Genomic DNA, 17,629 nt, shown 5'->3' with positions numbered 1-17,629 from the left:
GCCGCTCTCGCGGACCTATTGGCCCGGCAACTCAATATGGCGAGACACCTCGCTTGAAAAGTTGACTCCTTGTCTCAGCAGAGCTTCAGCGCGCTCGGCGTGCCCGCAGACCTCACCGCCGTTCTCGACCACCACGGCATCACCTCCCCCACCCCGATCCAGGCCGCGACCCTGCCGGACTCCCTCGCCGGGCGCGACGTGCTCGGCCGCGGGCGGACCGGGTCGGGCAAGACGTACGCCTTCCTGATCCCGCTCGTCGCCCGCCTCGCGGGTGGCGCCAGGGCGAAGTCGGGCAAGCCGCGGGCGCTCGTACTCGCCCCGACCCGTGAGCTGGTCCGCCAGATCGAGGAGTCGCTGCGTCCGCTCGCCGCGGAGGCCGGCCTGAGCGTGCAGACCGTCTTCGGTGGTGTCGGACAGAACCCCCAGGTCATCGGCCTGCGCAAGGGTGCCGACGTCGTGCTCGCCTGCCCCGGCCGGCTCGAGGACCTGATCGCGCAGCGTCACGCCGACCTGTCCTCGATCGAGGTCACCGTGCTGGACGAGGCCGACCACATGGCCGACCTCGGCTTCCTGCCCGCCGTGCGGCGCCTGCTCACGACGACGCCGAAGGGCAGCCAGCGCCTCCTGTTCAGCGCCACGCTCGACAAGGGCGTCAACGTGCTGGTCAAGCAGTTCCTCCAGGAGCCGGTCGTCCACGAGGCCGACTCCGCGCAGTCGCCGGTGGCCGAGATGGAGCACCACGTGCTCCACCTCTCCGCCCGCGAGCACCGCATCCCTGTGCTCGCCGACCTGGCCGCCGCTCCGGGCCGCACCGTCGTCTTCACCCGCACCAAGCACGGCGCCAAGGGCGTCGCCCGTCAGCTCGGCCGCGCCGGCATCCCGGCCGTCGAGCTCCACGGCGACCTCTCCCAGAACGCCCGCGTGCGCAACCTGGAGGCCTTCCACTCCGGCCGGGCGACCACCCTGGTGGCCACCGACATCGCGGCCCGCGGGATCCACGTCGACGACGTCACCCTCGTCGTCCACGCCGACCCGCCCGCCGAGCACAAGGCCTACCTGCACCGCTCCGGGCGGACGGCCCGCGCCGGTGCCTCCGGCACCGTGGTCACCCTGATGCTGCCCGACCAGGTCAAGGACGTCCGTACGCTGACCCGGGCCGCCGGGATCAAGCCGACCACCACCCGTCTCGACGGGCCCTCGCACCCGATCCTGGTCGAGCTGGCGCCCGGCGAGCGCAGCCGCCCGGGCCCGTTCGTGCCGGTCGTCACCCAGCCGCCGCGCCGCCCCGCCGGCGAGGGCACCGGCAACCGGAAGAGCCGCCCCGGCTCGCGCGCCCGCAAGCGCCAGCGCGCCGCCGGCTCCCGCTGAGTCTCCACCGCGGCTCGACCAGCGGTGGGTCGACCTCCGACTCGAGACTGAGGACCTGGTCCGTCGGCGGAACTAGGGTTGGGCGGGTGACTGTGCATGACACCGGCTCGCCCGGCCGGCTGGCGACCTTCTTCGCGACCGACGACGACTGGGAGCGGGAAGGCTCGATCACGCTCGGCGACTGGCTCGTCGGCGCCGTCGTGCTGGTCGCGAGCCTGGTCACCCTGGAGCTGATCCGGGGAGTCGGGACGCTCGACTCCAGCGACGCACCGACCTGGGTCGAGTGGACGGCAGTGCTCATCGGCGCGGCGCTGCTCGTCTTCAGGCGGCGCTTCCCGCTCACGGTCGCGCTCCTGGCCGGGCTCCACATGTTCGTCACCGGGGTGTGGCTCCCGATCGTGATGGGGCTGCTGCCCATGCAGATCATTTACTTCGTCGCCTTCTTCGCCGGGGCCGCGTGGGCGCGCCGGCGGCGGGACATGGTGGTCGTCATGGGGCTGATCACCCTGTTCATGTTCGCCTGGCTCTCCTGGCAGTTCGCGGTCGGCAGCGGGATCGACGAGATCCGCGAGTCGACCGCCGACGCGGAGGGCTCCTGGCTCATCGGCCCGGTGACCGCCTACGTGCTGCTCACCACGTTGATGAACCTGCTCTACTTCGCCGGCGCGATCGTGGGCGGCCAGGTCGCCTGGCGTGGCGCCCGGCAGAAGGCCGAGCTGGCCGAGCAGGCCGTGACCATCGCGGCCCAGTCCGGGCAGCTCCAGCGCCGTGCCGTGATCGACGAGCGGCTGCGGATCGCCCGCGAGCTGCACGACGTCGTCGCCCACCACGTCGCGGGCGTCGGGGTCCAGGCCGCCGCCGGCCGCAAGCTGCTCGAGCGCGGGCGTCCCGATGACATCGAGGGCGCCGCCGAGGCGCTCGGCAACGTCGAGGCCTCGGCCCGCGAGGGGGTCACCCAGATGCGCTCGTTGCTCGGCACGCTGCGCGACCCGGCCGGTGATGGCGACACGGAGGCCGAAGGCGTACGCCGCCCCGAGCCGCGGCTCGAGGACCTGCCCGCGCTCCTGGGCGAGGTGCGCGAGAGCGGCTTGCGGGTCGACTACGAGGCCGTCGGTCCGGTCTCGGACCTCCCTCTCCCCCTGGCCCACTCGGTCTACCGGATCGTCCAGGAGGCGCTGGCCAACGTACGCCGCCACTCCACCGCCGACCGCGCCCAGGTCGTCCTCCGCGTCGACCGGACGGCGGCCGCGCCGTACGCCGAGGTCGAGATCACCGACAACGGGCGGCCCCGCCACGGCACCTCCGGCAGCGGCCTGGGCCTGCTGGGCGTACGCGAACGGGCGGCCGTCCGGAAGGCGGAGGTCGACATCGGCCCGCGGGCCGTGCAGGGCTACCGGGTGCGGGTCCGGTTCCCCCTCGAGTCGCCTGTCGCGTCGATGGGAGCGGCGCGATGATCCGGGTGCTGCTCGCCGACGACCAGCAGCTGGTGCGCTCGGGTTTCCGTCTCATCCTCTCGATGGAGGACGACATCTCGGTGGTCGGTGAGGCCTCCGACGGCGCCGAGGCGATCGCCAAGGCTCGCGAGCTCCGGCCCGACGTGGTGCTGATGGACGTGCAGATGCCCGGCACCGACGGCATCGAGGCGACGCGTACGGTGGTCGCCGAGGGGCACGCCAAGGTGATCATCCTGACCACCTTCGACCGTGACGACTACCTCTTCGACGCGCTCGCCGCCGGCGCGAGCGGCTTCCTGCTCAAGAACGCCGACCCCGACTCGCTGGCCGAGGCGGTGCGCGCCGCCGCCGACGGGCACGCGCTGCTCGCTCCGGAGGTCACGATGCGCGTGATCGGCCGGGTGACCGGCGACAACGCTCCCTCGGCGGCGAGGCCGCAGCCACCCAAGGAGCTCGACCTGCTCACCGCCCGCGAGGGCGAGGTGCTCCTGCTCATCGGCGAGGGGCTGAGCAACAACGAGATCGCCCGCCGGCTGTTCCTGACCGAGGCGACCGTGAAGACCCACGTGTCGGCCTGCCTGGCCAAGCTCCAGCTGCGCGACCGGGTCCAGGCCGTGGTCTTCATCCACCGCCACGGCCTTCTCCCTGCCGGCCCGCCCAACGGGTGAGGCCGGGTTCATCCTCGCGACGGATCCGCCGGGCGCGGCGCTGAAATAGCGTGGGTCCCGTTCGTTTACGACGTAGAGGAGTTTCGATGCTCGAGGTCAGCGGGTTGACCCGTCGCTTCGGCGACATGGTCGCCGTCGACGAGGTGTCTTTCCCGGTCCCGTCCGGTGGGCTCACCGGGTTCGTGGGTGGCAACGGTGCCGGGAAGACCACCACCATGAGGATGATCATGGGGGTGCTGGCGGCACACGCCGGGACGGTGTCCTGGCAGGGGCACGAGGTCACCCGCGAGGACCGGCGCCGGTTCGGGTACATGCCCGAGGAGCGCGGCCTCTATCCGAAGCAGCCGATCCTGGACCAGCTGGTCTACCTGGCGCGGCTGCGCGGCATGGCCACCGCCGACGCGCGCCGGGAGATCACCGAGCTGCTGGAGCGCTTCGGGCTGGGTGGGCGCACCAAGGACCCGCTGGAGAAGCTGTCCCTGGGCAACCAGCAGCGGGTCCAGATCATCGCCGCCCTCGTCCCCGCGCCGATGGCGCTGATCCTCGACGAGCCCTTCTCCGGGCTCGATCCCGACGCCATCGACGCCATGGCGGACCTGCTGCGCGAGCATGCTCGCGACGGCGTACCCGTCGTCTTCTCCTCCCACCAGCTCGATCTCGTCGACCGGTTGTGCGACCGGCTCGTGGTGATGGCCCGCGGCCGCGTGGTCACCCAGGGCACGGGCGATGACCTGCGCGCCGACGCCGCGCTGCGCTACCGGCTCGTCCTCGACGGCGACGCCGGTTGGGTACGCGACCTGCCGGGGCTCCACGTCCGCGACGTCTCCGGCCCCGAGGCCGAGATCGAGGTCGTCTCCGCAGGTGCCGAGCAGAAGCTGCTCACCGAGGCCACCAGCCGCGGGAGCGTGCTCGACTTCCACCGCGTCGTACCCCGTCTGTCCGAGATCTACCGGGAGGTCACCGCATGAGCCGCCAGCAGCCGGTGTGGCAGATCGTCGCCCGCCGCGAGATCGCGGTCCGCGCCACCGACAAGTCGACGCTGATCGGCACCGCGGTGATGCTCGCGGTGATCGTGGGCGTGCTCGGCTTCACCGCGTGGAGCGAGAGCCGGGAGAAGACCTACGACCTCGCCTACTCCTCCACGGCCTCGCAGGCGATGGTCGAGGGCATCGCCGAGCGCGCCTCCGAGATCGACGAGAAGGTACGCATCGAGCCGGTCGCCGTCGATGACGCGGACGCCGCTCGGCACGCGCTCGAGGAGGAGCAGATCGACGCCTACCTGCGGCCGGCAGCGGAAGGCTGGACCCTGGTGACGCTCGACGATGCCGACTCTGAGCTGCGCGACGTGGTCAGCCAGACGGTCGAGGCGATCGTCCTGGCCGGCAACGCCGACGCGGCCGGCACCACCGCGGCCGAGCTGACCAAGGGCTCTGCGATCACGCTGGACCAGCTCGAGGGCGACAGCGAGCTGACCGCGATCCGCTACGTCGTCGGGTACGCGCTCGCGATCGTCTTCTACTTCGCCTCGATCATGTTCGGGATGACCCTCGCAAACAGCGTCGTGGAGGAGAAGCAGTCGCGGATCGTGGAGATGATCGCCGCCGCCGTACCGCTGCGGCAGCTCCTCGCCGGCAAGATCATCGGCAACGCCGTCATCGCCGTCGGCCAGATGCTCATCTATGTGGCCGTCGGACTGGTGGGGCTGAGCCTGACCGACTTCAGCTTCGCGCTACCGGCCCTGTCCGGCGCGATCGGCTGGTTCGTGGTCTTCTTCCTGATCGGCTTCGTGGTGCTCTCCACCCTGTGGGCGGTCGCGGGCGCGCTCGCCTCCCGCACCGAGGACCTGCAGTCCTCCTCCACCCCGATCACGATGCTGCTCATGGTGATGTTCTTCGGCGCCCTCTACCTCGACGGCGTCGGCGAGCAGATCGGATCGTACGTCCCTCCGCTCTCGGCCGTGCTGATGCCGATGCGTCTGGTCGAGGGCACCGCCGCCTGGTGGGAACCGATCATCGCCGTGGTCCTGCTCCTCGCCTTCGGCATCGCCCTCGTCCGCCTCGCCGAGCGCCTCTACAGCCGCGCCCTGCTCCAGACCGGCGGCCAGCTCTCCCTCAAGGTCGCCTGGCGACTCGAGGAATAGCCGAGGCGTCACCCCCGTCGGCCGAGGCGTCACCGCGGTGCCATCTCGGTTCGCGTAGGTGACTTCTCGCCCGACGGGGCCGACTTCTCGGCATGATGGGGCCAGCCGATCAGAGTCGATCAGAGGAGCATGTGGCGTGGCCCGAGAGATCAGCACCGTCGTGAAGGACCTGCACTTCCTGGAGTGCCCGCGCTGGCACGAGGACCGGATCTGGTTCGTGGACTTCTACTCCTACAAGGTCTACTCGGCCCGGGAGGACGGGTCGGACCTGAAGGTAGAGGCCGAGGTGCCGGGACAGCCCTCGGGGCTGGGCTGGCTGCCCGACGGCCATCTGCTGGTGGTATCGATGAACGACCGGCGGATCCTGCGCCGCGAGTCCGACGGGTCGCTGGTGACCCATGCCGACCTCAGCGGCCACGTCAGCCACCACCTCAACGACATGGTGGTCGACGAGCAGGGCCGGGCGTACGTCGGGAACTTCGGTTTCGACATCATGGCCGGCGCCGACGTGGCGCCGACGGTGCTGCTGCGGGTCGACCCGGACGGGAGGGTGACCGAGGTCGCCGACGACCTGTGGTTCCCCAACGGAAGCGTGATCACCGAGGACGGCACGCTCATCGTGGACGAGACCTGCGGGAACCGGATCAGCGCCTTCGACATCGCGGAGGACGGGTCGCTGACCAACCGGCGTACGTGGGCGAAGTTCGGCGAGCTCACCACCCACACCGCGTTCGCGGAGGCGATGGGCGATGCCGTGCTCGCGCCCGACGGCTGCTGCCTGGACGCCGAGGGCGCCGTGTGGACCGCCGACGCGGTCTTCGGCCGACTGGTCAGGGTCGCCGAGGGCGGCGAGATCCTGGAGCAGATCGAGCCGGGCGGCGGGGTCTTCGCGTGCATGCTGGGTGGCAGCGACGGGAAGACGCTGTACGCCTGCGCCGCGCCCGACTTCTTCGAGGAGCCGCGCAAGGCGAACGCCGAGGCCCGGCTGCTGGCGATCCGGGTCGACGTGCCGCGGGCGGGTCGCCCCTAGCCCCCGCTCAGCCCCCGCTCAGCTCTGGACGTCCGGCGGCGGGCCGTCGAGGCGGCCGGCGCGACTGCGGATCGGCACCGCGACGTGGAGCGCGTTGCTCTCGAGGGTGAAGTCGGTCGGCGTCTCGGTGACGATCTCGCCGTCGAGGTTGACCGGCATCGCCTCGTCGGTCGTGATCCGCACCGCCCGGGTGGTCACGTGGTGGACCTGCTCGTGCTCGATGAAGTGGCCGCTCCTGAGCAGCCGCGCGATGGAGACGTGGTCGCGCATACGACCACGGACGATGGCGTAGACGTCGAGGAGGTCGTCGTCCACCGAGGCGGTCGGCGAGACGGTGTTGCCACCGCCGTAGTGGCGGCCGTTGCCGACCGCGACCTGGAGCAGGTCGTCGAGCTCGAGCGTGTCGTGGTCGCCCTCGGGGAACTCCAGCCGCGCGGTGAAGGGCTTGTGGTGGCGGTAGGCCTGCAGGGTCGCCACCGGATAGGCCGCCGGCCCGATCAGCTTCTTCAGGCGAGGATTCAACGCCTCGGTCACCGCGACGGAGAGGCCGAAGGAGGCGACGTTGAGGTAGGTGTGGCCATTGGCCCGCCCGATGTCGACGTTGATGATCTTTCCCTCGAGCATCTGCCGGACCGCGGTCTGCGGGTCCAGATCCAGCTCGAGCGTGCGGGCGAAGTCGTTGGCGGTGCCGAGCGGCAGCACACCCAGCACGACGTCGCTGCCGGCGATCCGGGCCGCGGCGGCACCCACCGTGCCGTCGCCGCCGCCGATGACGAGCAGGTCAGGCTGGTCGGCAGCCACCTCGTCGAGCGTGGCCTCCAACTCCTCGCCCGAATGGACCGCGTAGGCGTGCAGGTCCACGATCCCGGCGGACCGCAGCATCTCGCCCGACGAGGCCAGCGCATCCTGTCCCCGGCGTGAGCCGGCGTTGACGACGAGGGCGACTTTCACGGAGTCGCGCGACAACAGCGATTGCATTTCCACATCAGGAGCGTACGCAGCCCACCTGAATCCGCGACGGCGCGTCCGGCTTCGCTGCCGGCGTTCCGGCTATCCGCCGACGGCCCCGGGCGTCACGACCTCGGCGAAGACCCCGAAGGCCGGCTCGCCGGCGCGGTTCAAAGGCCGGTGCGCGGCGAGCGTCTTCAGCAGCCGTACGTCCCGCTCCCCCGTCTCCGGCCGGATGTCGATCACGGCGCAGCGCGGGATGGGCACCCCGATGCGGAGCGTCGCCCCGCCCACCCGGATCTCCCGGCCCAGCCAGGAGTCCTCGGCGTAGGGCTCGTCGGTCTCGACCACCAGGCTCGGCCGGAACCGCGCCGCATCCAGGGCGTCCTGACCGACCTGGCGCGCGAGGTCGCGCAGCGACGCCGTGGTCACCATCGACACGGCCCCGGCGAAGACGACGTCACCGCGACGGGCACGGGCCAGCCGCACCGGCCGGTCGAGCCATCTCGAGAACAGTGCCGCGTGCGGGCCGTCGAGCAGCTCCAGCTCGACGTCGCGGCCCCAGTAGTCACAGGTTAGCCGCTCGCCCGTCGCGACCGGCTCCGCCGAGACGGCCTCCCCCTCGGGCAGGTCGACCTCCAGCCGGTCACCGGCCACCTCTGCCCGCACCGCGACCAGAGAGGGGTGCTGCACGGTCCGCAGCACCCGCCCGCGGGCCGGATCGGTCTCCTCGACCGAGACCAGCGCGAACCCACGGTCACCCACGACGCCCTGGCCGTCGAGCACCACGCGGTCCTGGGGCAGGTGCCTGGTCCCCTTGATCGGCGCGAACCCCGCCCGCACGACCTTCAGCTCATCGATCACGCCCCCAGTCAACCAGCGCTGCGAAAAGCCTTGGCACCCTCCGCCGCCAGCTCCGCGTATCCGGTCGTGCCGGCGCCGAGCAGCTCCTCCGCGGCCCGCTTGACGGCACCGAGAGCCGCGAAGGCGAAAGCGCCGCCGACCGAGATGCGCGCCGCGCCGGCCTCAGCCAGCTCCGCGACCGTCGGGCCACCCGGCAGCAGCAGGACGTTGACCGGGCGGTCGACGGCCTCGACCAGGCGGCGTACGTCCTCCACGGCGATCACGCCGGGCGCGAAGAGAACGTCGGCGCCGGCCTCCTGATAGGCCTGGAGACGGGCGATGGTGTCGTCCAGATCGTCGCGGCCGCGGATGTGGTTCTCGGCCCGGGCGGTGAGGATGAATCCGTCACCGGCGGCCCCGGCCGCGGCGGCGACCCGCTCGACCGCCTCCTCGAGGGAGTAGATGGTGTCCTTCTCGGTCCCGGTGTAGTCCTCGATGGACCCGCCCGCCAGACCGGTGGCCGCGGCGAGCCGGAACGTCTCCTCCACCTCGGTCGTGGTGTCCGCGAAGCCCGCCTCCAGGTCGGCCGAGACGGGCACCTCGACCGCCTCGACCAGCGCCGTGGCGTGGGCGATCACCTCGTCGCGGGTGACCTGGCCGTCGAGACGGCCCAGGGTCGCGGCGTACCCGCTGCTGGTCGTGGCCAGCGCCGAGAACCCCAGCGAGGCCAGGACCTTGGCCGAGCCCGCGTCCCAGGCGTTGGGCATGAGCAGCGGGCTTCCGGGCAGGTGCAGCGACAGGAAGTTCTCGACGAGCGACATGCCGATCACCCTGCCACGGGACGGCGCGGTCGAGAACCGGATCTCCGACCTAGGATCGATGATCATGGGCCACGATCACGAACACATCTCACCCTCGGCAGACCGGCGCTACCTGATCGCCGCGATGTCGCTCCTGGGTGTGTTCCTGATCGGTGAGGTGACGGTCGCGATCCTTGCCGACTCGCTCGCGCTGCTGGCCGACGCCGGCCACATGCTCACCGACATCGGGGCGATCGCGGCGGCGCTGTGGGCGATGCGGCTGGCCGCGCGCCCGGCGCACGGCCAGTGGACCTACGGCTGGAAGCGCGCCGAGATCCTCTCCGCGGCGCTCAACGGGATCACCCTGCTCGTCTTCGCCGCCGTCGTCGGCGTGGAAGCGATCCGGCGCCTGATCGATCCGCCCGACGCCGAGGGCTGGCCGATGTTCGTGGTCGCGCTCGTCGGGTGCGCCGTCAACATCCTCGCGGCCGCCCTGATGGCGCGCGCCAACCGCACCTCGCTCAACGTCGAGGGCGCCTACCAGCATGTCCTCTCCGACCTCTACGGCTTCATCGGCACCCTCGTCGCCGCGATCGTCATCCTGCTCACCGGCTGGACCCGCGCCGACCCGGTGGCCTCGCTCGTGGTCGTCGCCCTGATGACGTACGCCGGTGTCTGTCTGCTCCGTGACAGCGGCCGGATCCTGCTCGAAGGTGCGCCGACCGAGGTCGACGTCGAAGACCTGCGCCGGCACCTGCTCGAGGTCCACCATGTGGTCGAGGTGCACGACCTGCACGCCTGGACGGTCACCTCGGGCCTGCCTGCGGTCTCCGCCCACCTGACCCTGCTCCCGGAGTGCTTCCTCGACGGCAGCGCGCCGAGGGTCCTCGACCGGGTCCAGGCGTGTCTCGCCGGTCATTTCGACGTCGAGCACTCCACCTTTCAGCTGGAGCCGGAGACGCACCTGGCCCACGAGCCGGGGATGCACTGACCCTGACGGGTGAGGGTCAGGCTCGTGCGAGCGCGGTGAGTGCCGCCTCGCGCGCCTGCTCGATCGCGTCCTCGGCGACCCCGCACAGTCGCAGGCAGGCCGACGCGATCGTGGCGACGGTGGTGCTGCCGACCCGGTCCTCGCGGCGGAGGCTGACCACGCTCTCGACCATCTGCACGACGAGCTCGCCGAGCCCGGGCTCGGCGCTGCTGGCCGAGACCCGCTCCCCCGCGGCGCGCTGCGCGACCCGGCCGTAGCCGGCGACGAGGTCACCGCGGAGATGGCCGTAGCGGTCGTAGACGGGTGAGGCGATGACGTCTGGCAGGCGGTAGAGCATGCCGATGTTGTACGGCATGGCGACCAGCGCGCTCATGTCGCTGATGGCGAGGGCGTAGAGGCCCACGTCGGGCGTGACCGACCCCATCTCGGCCTCGATCTTCCCGGCCTGCTCGACCCGGTCCTGGACCGAGCGCTCGAGCAGCACCGCGAGGATCTCCTCCTTGCTGCCGAAGTGGTAGTAGATGGAGGCCTGCCTCAGCCCGGCGCCATCCGCGATCTCGCGGGTGGTGGTGCCGGCGTACCCGCGGCTCACGAAGAGCTCGGCGGCGGCAGCGAGGATCTGATCTCGGGGGTTCGCCGCGATCTTTCCGGGGAGCAGCCGTGGACGGCCGCGACCCGGGCGCGGCGAGATCTGTGACACCGTGGCATCGCCTTTTTCTGTCATGCGATAGATAACATCGGAGAGAGCAAGTTTCGCATTCATATCGAAAGAGTCAAGCGTCAGCGGACGTGTCCGCCGACGCAGGTTTGTCCGGCGCCTCGGCCTCAGTGCGTGAGCTTGAGCCCGACGACACAGCCGACGAGCGCGACGATCAGCACGACGCGTACGGGGCTGATCGCCTCGTCTCCCGCCATCATCGAGTAGCCGACGGTGAGCGCGGCGCCGATCCCGACCCAGACCGCGTAGGCGGTGCCGATCGGCAGGGTGCGCATGGCCATCGCCAGACCCACCAGGCTGCCGATCAGCGCAACACCGAAGACGATCGAGGGAACCAGCCGCGAGAACCCCTCGGTACGGCCGAGCGCGAGCGCCCACACGGCCTCGAGGACACCTGATACAACAAGAAAAAGCCAGGACATGACCCACTCCAGACGGCCGTCTTGTCGCGCTTCCGGGTACGGCTCCCTCGTCCGGCAGCCGGTCTCGGCTGACGTCGTCCACGTTAGCAAACCTGTCACACGATAGAAACTTCTCGGCAACATGGAACGCCATGTTCTTCAGCGCGGGATTCAGCGCCGAATGATGGGAGGATGCGCAGGTGACCTTCACCGTCGGCTTCGTCACCGGAGCCACCCCTGACAAGTGGGCCCGGACCTGGCGAGACCGCAGCCGCGAGCGGCTCGAGCTGGTCCCGGTCACCGAGGACGACCAGGAGCGGCTGCTTCGCGAGGGCGATCTCGACATGTGCCTCGTACGCCTCCCCGTGAACCGCGACGGCCTCCACTGCATCCCGCTCTACGAGGAGCAGCCGGTCGCGGTGATGGGCCACGAGCACCTGCTCTCCCTGCTCGAGGAGGTCACCCTCGACGAGCTGGCCGAGGAGCAGCTGGTCATCCCCGAGCGCGGGGGCTGGACGCCGAGCGCCGAGCAGTTGTCGTGGCCGGCGATGAGCGAGAAGGACGCCGTCGAGACGGTCGCGGCCGGCACCGGGATCGCGATCCTGCCGATGTCGATCGCCCGGCTCTATCACCGCAAGGACGCCGTCTTCCGGCCGGTGACCGGCATCGAGCCCTCCACCGTCGGCCTGGCCTGGCTGATCGACAACGACGACGAGCGGGTGCAGACCTTCATCGGCATCGTCCGCGGCCGCTCGCGGAACTCCTCTCGAGGCAGAGACACACCCGGATGAGCCCTACCGCGGAGCGACCGGGCAGACTTTGCACCATGCTCGAACCGACCGATCTCACCGCCCGCGCCGTCGAGGCGCTGCGCACCACCTTCGGCGCCGAGGCCACGGTGGTCGGGAGGGCGCCGGGACGGGTCAACCTGATCGGCGAGCACACCGACTACAACGCCGGGCTGGTGCTGCCGGTCGCACTCCCCCACGCCACCTACGCAGCGGCCGCGCCGCGCACCGACGGCGTGATCCGGATCGCCTCGGCCCAGGAGCCGGAGCCGTTCATCGGCCACGTCGACGAGCTCGGGCCACAGATCGAGGGGTGGGCCGCGTACGTCGCCGGGGTGCTCTGGACGCTGCGGGAGGCCGGCCTCGTGAGCGGTGGCGTGGACATGCACCTGGAGTCGTCGGTCCCGCTCGGTGCCGGGCTGTCCTCCTCGGCGTCGGTCGAGTGTGCCACCGCGGTGGCGGCCCTCGGCATCGCCGGCCGGGCTCTCGACGCGGACCTGCAGCGGGCGGTCGTCGCGGCCGGGATCCGTGCCGAGACCGAGGTCGCCAACGCGCCGACCGGCGGGATGGACCAGTCGGTCGCCGTCTTCGCCGAGGCCGGTGGCGCGTTGCTGATCGACTTCGACTCCGGCGAGCACCGCAACGTGCCGCTGGCGCTGGGTGAGCGCACGATCCTGGTCACCGACACCCGGGTCAAGCACCAGCTGACCGATGGCGGCTACGCCTCGCGGCGCGCCCAGTGCGAGAAGGCCGCCGCCGACCTCGGGCTGCGCTCGCTGCGCCGGGCCACCGCGGACCAGGTCGAGTCGCTCGGCGACGAGGTCGTACGCCGCCGGGCGCGCCACATCGTCACCGAGATCGCTCGCGTCGAGCCGACCGTGACCGCGCTGGGCGGCGGTGACTGGGCGGCGATCGGCGAGCTCTTCGCCGCCTCGCACGCCTCGATGCGCGACGACTTCGAGATCTCCGTCCCCGAGCTCGACCTGGCCGTCGCGACCGCGGTCGACGCCGGTGCCGACGGCGCCCGCATGACCGGTGGCGGCTTCGGGGGCTCGATCGTCTCGATCCTGCCCGCCGCCGCCGTCGAGTCGGTCAGCACGGGCATCGACAAGGCCCTCGCCGAGGCCGGCTACGGCGCCCCCGGGCACCTGATCGCCAGCCCGTCGGCGGGTGCGATGTTCACCGAGGCATCCCGCCCCGCCCGGTGACTCAGGCCAGACCCGCCGCCTCGAGCATGCGGGTCGCGGTGGCGGTCGCCGCCTCGCGGGCCACCCGCAGCAGGTGGATGTCGGTCTCGGTGCGCCCCGGGATCGGGTCGTCCACGGCGGGCGCGAACGTCAGCGTGCGCACGCCGGCGTAGCCGCCGGCCCTCATCTCGGCGACCGTGCTGCGGTAGCGCTCCGGTCGGCCCCGGTAAAGATCGCCGAGCTCGGGGTTGACCCGGCGCAGGTAGCGCTCGATGACCCGGTCCGCCGGGCCATAGGCAGGCGCCGTCCCGAACGGGCGGGTCACCAGCACGATCGCGTGCGTCGCCCCGAGCGCCGCCGCCGAGGCGACCGGCACCGCCTCGACCAGCCCGCCGTCGAGCCAGCGGCGACCGCGTACGGTCACCGGGAGGCCGCCGGCCAGAGGCAGCTGGCTCGAGGCGATCACCGAGTCGGCGAGGTCGGTGGCGTCGGTGAAGTCAGTGAGCGGGACAGCCTTCGCGGTGACCACGTCGGTGGCCACCGCCGCCAGCCTCGGCGCCCCTTCGCGCAGCGCGAGCGACCACTCGAACAGCTCCGCCGAACGTGCGGTGATCCCGCGCGTGTCCACCATCGACTTGCGTCGCAGCATCCGCCCGGCGCCGATGTACTCGGGCGAGGCGAACACCGAGGCGTACGACTCGCTGAAGGCGCCGATCGTCCCGGCCGCCACCGCGGTCGCGTTGGCGGCACCGGCAGAGGTGCCGACGACCAGGTCGACCGCGTCCACGAGGCCCCGGTCGGCGAGCACCGCGGCCATCGTCGCCGACAGCATCCCGCGCATCCCGCCACCCTCGATCACGAGGGCCAGGGTCGCCCCGTCATCTCTGTTCCCGCTGTTACCACTGCGCCCGCCGAGACGGGACCGGAGCAGCTCGGCCACTCCCGATTGCGATGCGTCCACACCTGCATTGTGTTGCTACCGATGAGTAGGACCCGGCATCGGGTCACGACGTCACGCCCGGACAGGGGCGCACGTCACACGTTCGCGGCGAGCCAGGCCCCCAGATCGCGCGCGGACCGGTCGACGACGGCGGTCCACTCGAGGGCGCTCTCGTCGGCGTTGTCGGAGACGTGCTTGACGATCCGCGCCGGGACGCCGGCTTCCCGGGAGGCCCAGGCGACGGCGAAGGCCTCCATGTCGACCAGGTGGGCGCGCCGGGCGAGCTCGGCGCGGACGACCGTGTCAGTGACGAAGAGGTCGCCGGTGGCGCACACGATGTCCGACTCCCCGACCTCCAGCGCGTCTTCGACCTGGTGACCCAGCGCCCGGATGGCCGCGCTCGAGAAGTCGTGGTTGAGCACGGTCCCGACCTCGTACACCCCGGTGTGGCCGTCGCGCAGCGCACCGCAGGAGCCGATGTTGACGACCTGCCGGATGGTCTTGTCCGCCGCCAGCACCCGCGAGACGGCCGAGGCGGACGCCACCTTCCCCATCCCGGTGATCACCACCTTGAGACCGGAAGGAACATGGGCCGCCTCGGCCCTGGTCGCAGACACCACGAGAACGCTCACGGCCGGTGACCCTATCGGCACCCGAGAACCAGACGCCGAGTCGGCGCGTTTTAACACGCCGACTCGGCATGGATTCCGGTCAGGATAGGCCGACTCGGCCCGGGGTTCTACTTGAGCTCTGCCGAGGAGAGCCCCAGGACCCGGCGGGCGACGATCAGCTGCTGGATCTGCTGGGTGCCCTCGAAGATGTCGAGGATCTTCGAGTCGCGGGCCCACTTCTCCAGCAGCTCACCCTCGGAGTAGCCGATGGTGCCGGCCAGCTCGACGCAGGACAGCGTCACGTCCGAGCCCATCCGGCCGGCCTTGGCCTTGGCCATCGAGGCCTCCTTGGAGTTGGGCTGACGGTTGTCGGCCATCCAGGCGGCCTGGAGCATGAGGAGATAGGCGCCCTCGTAGTCGGACTCGAGCTGGATGAACTTCGCCGCGGCCGCCGACTGCAGGTGGGCCGGCCGGTCGTAGTCGATCTCGACGCCGGCCTTCTCGAGCAGGTCGCGGGTGTAGTCGAGCGCCGCCCGGGCGCAGCCGACCGCCATCGAAGCCACCAGAGGACGGGTGTTGTCGAAGGTGGCCATCGCGCCGGCGAAGCCCTCCTTGACATTGATCTCGGGGCTGCCGAGGAGGTTCTCCGCGGGCACCCGGCAGTCGGTGAAGGTGATCGTGGCCGTGTCCGAGGCCTTGATACCGAGCTTGTGCTCCAGGCGCTCGACCTTCATCCCGGGCGTGCCCTTCTCGACCACGAACGACTTGATCGCGGCCTTGCCGAGCTCCTTGTCGAGGGTCGCCCACACCACGACCGCGTCGGAGCGGTCACCAGAGGTGACGAAGATCTTCTCGCCGTTGAGCACGTAGTGGTCACCGTCGAGCGTCGCGGTGGTCTTGATGTTGGCCGAGTCGGAGCCGGTGCCGGGCTCGGTGATCGCCATCGAGGCCCAGATGCCGTCGAAGCGCTCGTGCTGCTCGTCGTTGGCCACCGACGCGATGGCCGAGTTGCCCAGGCCCTGGCGCGGCATGGCCAGCGTGAGCCCGACGTCGCCCCAGCACATCTCCGAGACGGAGAGGACCGAGGACATGTTGGCGCCGTTCTTGACCTTGCCGTCGTCGGGCTTGGAGTCACGGCGTACGCCGGTGGCGCCCGCGCCCTCACCCTGACCGGACTCGGCCAGGCCGTCGGCCATGGCGGCGAGCATGTCGAGCTCGGTGGGGTACTCGTGCTCGGCCTTGTCGTACTTGCGCGAGATCGGTCGCAGCATGTTCATCGCGACCTGGTGGACCTGCTCGCGCAGCGGCTTGAGCTTCTTGGGGTCTTCCAGATTGATGGCCATCAGACCAGCACCGTGCCTTCCATGATCCCGATCGCACGCAGGTCGCGGTACCACCGCTCCACCGGGTGCTCCTTGACGAAGCCGTGACCACCGAGCAGCTGGACGCCGTCGAGGCCGATCTGCATGCCCTTGTCGGCACACAGCTTGCGAGCCAGCGCGATCTCGCGGGTCGCGTCGATGCCCTGGGCCACGCGGCTGGCGGCCTTGTAGGTCACCAGGCGCATCGCCTGCAGCTCGATCGCGATGTTGGCGACCATGAACGCCACCGACTGACGGTGGGCGATCGGCTCACCGAAGGCCTCGCGCTCCTTGACGTAGGGCGTCACGTAGTCGAGGACGGCCTGGCCGACGCCGATGGACAGCGCGCACCAGGCGAGGCGGGAGAGGCGTACTGCCTCGGTGTAGGTCGAGCCGTCGGTCTCGCCCAGGACGGCGGTCGCGGGGACCTTCACGTCACTCAGGGTGAGCTTGGTCAGCGAGGCGGCGCGGACGCCCATCGCGGGCTCGGACTCGATGCTCAGACCGTCGGTCGAGGACTCGATGAGGAACAGGACCGGCTTGCCCTCGAGGGCGGCGCCGACCACGAAGAGCTCGGCCTCGGCACCGCGGGCGACCAGCGACTTGGCACCGTTGATGGCGTAGCCGTCGGCGGTCTTCGTGGCCGTGGTCGACGGGGAGAGCACGTCGAAGAGAACCTTGTCCTCGTTGAGCGCGAACGCGGCGGCCGGCACGCTGGGCGCGCTTCCCTGGCCGTCGGTGAACGCCGGCAGGTAGGTCTGCTGCTGCTCGTCGGTGCCCCACAGGCCCAGCGCGGTCGCGACCGAGCCGGGCGCGAGGGCGGCGACGGCAAGGCCGAGGTCACCCTTGGCGAGCGCCTCGGCGACCAGCGTGCCGGCGACCGCGGAGCGGGTCTCGGAGATGCCACCGAGCGCCTCGGGGACACCCAGGATCGGCAGCCCGATCTCCAGGCTCGACTTGAGCAGCTCATCGGGGGCGGCGCAGGCCTCGTCGGCCTCGGCCGCCGCCGGACGTACGACCTCCGCGGCGAACTCGGTGACCACGTCGACGAGCATCTGCTCGTCCTCGGACGGGGTCAGGTCGAAGACACCCTTCGGGATGGCGTTGGGCACGCGTACGCCCGGGGCACCCCGCTTGCCCTTCTTCTTGAACGCACGACTGGTCGCCGCCATCGTCTTGAACCCGCCGCGGGTCACCGTGAAGACGACCTGCTCGGTCTGCTTGCGGACACCGAGCCGGTCGAGCGCAGGGCTCTGCGAGAGCTTGCGCAGACCGGCCACGGCGAACCCGATCGGATCGCGCGACTCGCCGGACGGGACGCCGTTCGCGATCCCGCCACGTAGGCCTTGGAGGATACTCATGAATAGAACTGTAACTGGGA

The 17,629-nt window shown here is 71.0% G+C and carries 18 protein-coding genes and 1 riboswitch; of the genes, 9 read left to right on the top strand and 9 right to left on the bottom strand.

The genetic code is table 11. The features are described 5' to 3' along the window. Positions 1-69 precede the first annotated feature (69 nt). From ABZ796_RS05270 to ABZ796_RS05245, 6 genes are all read left to right on the top strand, one after another. A complete protein-coding gene (locus ABZ796_RS05270) occupies positions 70-1,368 on the top strand; it encodes a DEAD/DEAH box helicase (protein ID WP_357335169.1) in 1,299 nt (432 codons plus the stop codon). An 86-nt stretch (positions 1,369-1,454) separates the two neighbouring features. Continuing rightward, complete coding sequence (locus ABZ796_RS05265) at positions 1,455-2,822, top strand: sensor histidine kinase (protein WP_357335167.1); 1,368 nt, start codon at positions 1,455-1,457, stop codon at positions 2,820-2,822. Further along, on the top strand, positions 2,819-3,490 hold the full coding sequence (locus tag ABZ796_RS05260; RefSeq protein WP_357335166.1) for a response regulator transcription factor: 672 nt from the start codon (positions 2,819-2,821) through the stop codon (positions 3,488-3,490). The genes ABZ796_RS05265 and ABZ796_RS05260 overlap by 4 nt, the downstream gene beginning before the upstream one ends. Before the next feature lie 86 nt (positions 3,491-3,576). Next, positions 3,577-4,458, top strand: coding sequence for an ATP-binding cassette domain-containing protein (locus ABZ796_RS05255; RefSeq protein WP_357335164.1), 882 nt, complete (start codon positions 3,577-3,579; stop codon positions 4,456-4,458). After that, positions 4,455-5,630, top strand: coding sequence for an ABC transporter permease (locus tag ABZ796_RS05250; protein WP_357335163.1), 1,176 nt, complete (start codon positions 4,455-4,457; stop codon positions 5,628-5,630). Before ABZ796_RS05255 ends, ABZ796_RS05250 begins: the two co-directional genes overlap by 4 nt. A 136-nt stretch (positions 5,631-5,766) precedes the next feature. Further along, positions 5,767-6,660 (top strand): SMP-30/gluconolactonase/LRE family protein, encoded by an 894-nt coding sequence (locus tag ABZ796_RS05245; protein WP_357335161.1) that lies wholly within the window; start codon positions 5,767-5,769, stop codon positions 6,658-6,660. A gap of 18 nt (positions 6,661-6,678) precedes the next feature. Here the strand turns inward: ABZ796_RS05245 and ABZ796_RS05240 are convergent, their stop codons facing one another. The 3 genes from ABZ796_RS05240 to ABZ796_RS05230 form a co-directional block, all read right to left on the bottom strand. Continuing rightward, positions 6,679-7,638 carry a lipid kinase gene (locus ABZ796_RS05240; RefSeq protein WP_357335234.1) on the bottom strand — a complete coding sequence of 320 codons (960 nt, stop codon included), beginning with the start codon at positions 7,636-7,638 and terminating at the stop codon, positions 6,679-6,681. A 72-nt stretch (positions 7,639-7,710) separates the two neighbouring features. Then, positions 7,711-8,472, bottom strand: coding sequence for an MOSC domain-containing protein (locus tag ABZ796_RS05235; RefSeq protein ID WP_357335159.1), 762 nt, complete (start codon positions 8,470-8,472; stop codon positions 7,711-7,713). An 8-nt stretch (positions 8,473-8,480) separates the two neighbouring features. After that, positions 8,481-9,272 carry an isocitrate lyase/phosphoenolpyruvate mutase family protein gene (locus ABZ796_RS05230; protein WP_357335157.1) on the bottom strand — a complete coding sequence of 264 codons (792 nt, stop codon included), beginning with the start codon at positions 9,270-9,272 and terminating at the stop codon, positions 8,481-8,483. Positions 9,273-9,330: 58 nt separating this feature from the next. Here ABZ796_RS05230 and ABZ796_RS05225 point away from each other — a divergent pair, with 58 nt between their 5' ends. After that, positions 9,331-10,242, top strand: a complete 912-nt coding sequence (locus ABZ796_RS05225) for a cation diffusion facilitator family transporter (RefSeq protein ID WP_357335232.1) — start codon at positions 9,331-9,333, stop codon at positions 10,240-10,242. 16 nt (positions 10,243-10,258) lie between these two features. On the opposite strand, the gene ABZ796_RS05220 is transcribed toward ABZ796_RS05225, so the two are convergent. After that, positions 10,259-10,942 (bottom strand): helix-turn-helix domain-containing protein, encoded by a 684-nt coding sequence (locus ABZ796_RS05220; RefSeq protein ID WP_357335156.1) that lies wholly within the window; start codon positions 10,940-10,942, stop codon positions 10,259-10,261. 125 nt (positions 10,943-11,067) lie between these two features. Beyond that, positions 11,068-11,382: a multidrug efflux SMR transporter gene (locus ABZ796_RS05215; protein ID WP_357335154.1), complete on the bottom strand. Its 315-nt coding sequence runs from the start codon at positions 11,380-11,382 to the stop codon at positions 11,068-11,070. Between the two features lie 11 nt (positions 11,383-11,393). Next, a riboswitch (guanidine-III (ykkC-III) riboswitch) is annotated at positions 11,394-11,457 on the bottom strand. A gap of 104 nt (positions 11,458-11,561) precedes the next feature. Here ABZ796_RS05215 and ABZ796_RS05210 point away from each other — a divergent pair. Together ABZ796_RS05210 and galK are read left to right on the top strand one after the other, a co-directional pair. Further along, on the top strand, positions 11,562-12,152 hold the full coding sequence (locus tag ABZ796_RS05210; protein ID WP_357335152.1) for a LysR family substrate-binding domain-containing protein: 591 nt from the start codon (positions 11,562-11,564) through the stop codon (positions 12,150-12,152). A gap of 35 nt (positions 12,153-12,187) precedes the next feature. Beyond that, positions 12,188-13,357 (top strand): galactokinase, encoded by a 1,170-nt coding sequence (gene galK / locus ABZ796_RS05205; protein WP_357335151.1) that lies wholly within the window; start codon positions 12,188-12,190, stop codon positions 13,355-13,357. 1 nt (position 13,358) lies between these two features. Here galK and ABZ796_RS05200 read toward each other — a convergent pair whose 3' ends face one another. From ABZ796_RS05200 to ABZ796_RS05185, 4 genes are all read right to left on the bottom strand, one after another. Then, complete coding sequence (locus tag ABZ796_RS05200; RefSeq protein ID WP_357335149.1) at positions 13,359-14,297, bottom strand: patatin-like phospholipase family protein; 939 nt, start codon at positions 14,295-14,297, stop codon at positions 13,359-13,361. 74 nt (positions 14,298-14,371) lie between these two features. After that, the gene (locus ABZ796_RS05195) at positions 14,372-14,893 is read right to left on the bottom strand and encodes a nucleosidase (RefSeq protein ID WP_357335148.1); all 522 of its coding nucleotides are present in this window, start codon (positions 14,891-14,893) and stop codon (positions 14,372-14,374) included. A 122-nt stretch (positions 14,894-15,015) separates the two neighbouring features. Continuing rightward, positions 15,016-16,230 (bottom strand): acyl-CoA dehydrogenase family protein, encoded by a 1,215-nt coding sequence (locus ABZ796_RS05190; protein WP_160022764.1) that lies wholly within the window; start codon positions 16,228-16,230, stop codon positions 15,016-15,018. After that, positions 16,230-17,609 carry an acyl-CoA dehydrogenase family protein gene (locus ABZ796_RS05185; protein WP_357335146.1) on the bottom strand — a complete coding sequence of 460 codons (1,380 nt, stop codon included), beginning with the start codon at positions 17,607-17,609 and terminating at the stop codon, positions 16,230-16,232. The genes ABZ796_RS05190 and ABZ796_RS05185 overlap by 1 nt, the downstream gene beginning before the upstream one ends. Positions 17,610-17,629 lie beyond the last annotated feature (20 nt).

Source organism: Nocardioides sp. NPDC047086 (assembly GCF_040643685.1).
Classification (GTDB): Bacteria; Actinomycetota; Actinomycetes; order Propionibacteriales; family Nocardioidaceae; genus Nocardioides.
The sequence above is the reverse complement of the archived record's forward strand: the minus strand, read 5'-3'. Positions and strand labels throughout refer to the sequence as shown.